General features: G+C 66.3%; 1 protein-coding gene. It reads left to right on the forward strand.

The window, feature by feature from the left end; translation table 11 throughout:
- Positions 1 to 309, forward strand: a 309-nt coding sequence (locus MO867_RS22885) for a glycoside hydrolase family 3 N-terminal domain-containing protein (RefSeq protein ID WP_305884251.1), incomplete at both ends; no start/stop codon positions are given.

The raw sequence follows: 309 nt of genomic DNA on the forward strand, positions 1-309 counted from the left end.
TGTGCTGGCGCAGCGTTATGCCTGTGCGCCTGACGCGGCGCTGGCTGAAGCGGTGGAGCTCGGCTGGCTGATGGCCGCAGAGCTGCTGGATATGGATATCGATATCAGCTTCGCGCCTGTGCTGGATCTGGATTATGGCCGCAGCCGGGTGATCGGCGATCGCGCCTTTGGCGGTGATGGGGCAACGGTCAGCGCCCTGGCCGGAGCCTTTGTGCGCGGCATGGCTGAGGCTGGCATGGCCGCTACCGGCAAGCACTTCCCGGGGCACGGCTGGGCCGAGGCGGATTCCCATCTGGAGATTCCCACCGA

Source organism: Microbulbifer okhotskensis, assembly GCF_023895975.1.
Classification (GTDB): Bacteria; Pseudomonadota; Gammaproteobacteria; order Pseudomonadales; family Cellvibrionaceae; genus Microbulbifer; species Microbulbifer okhotskensis.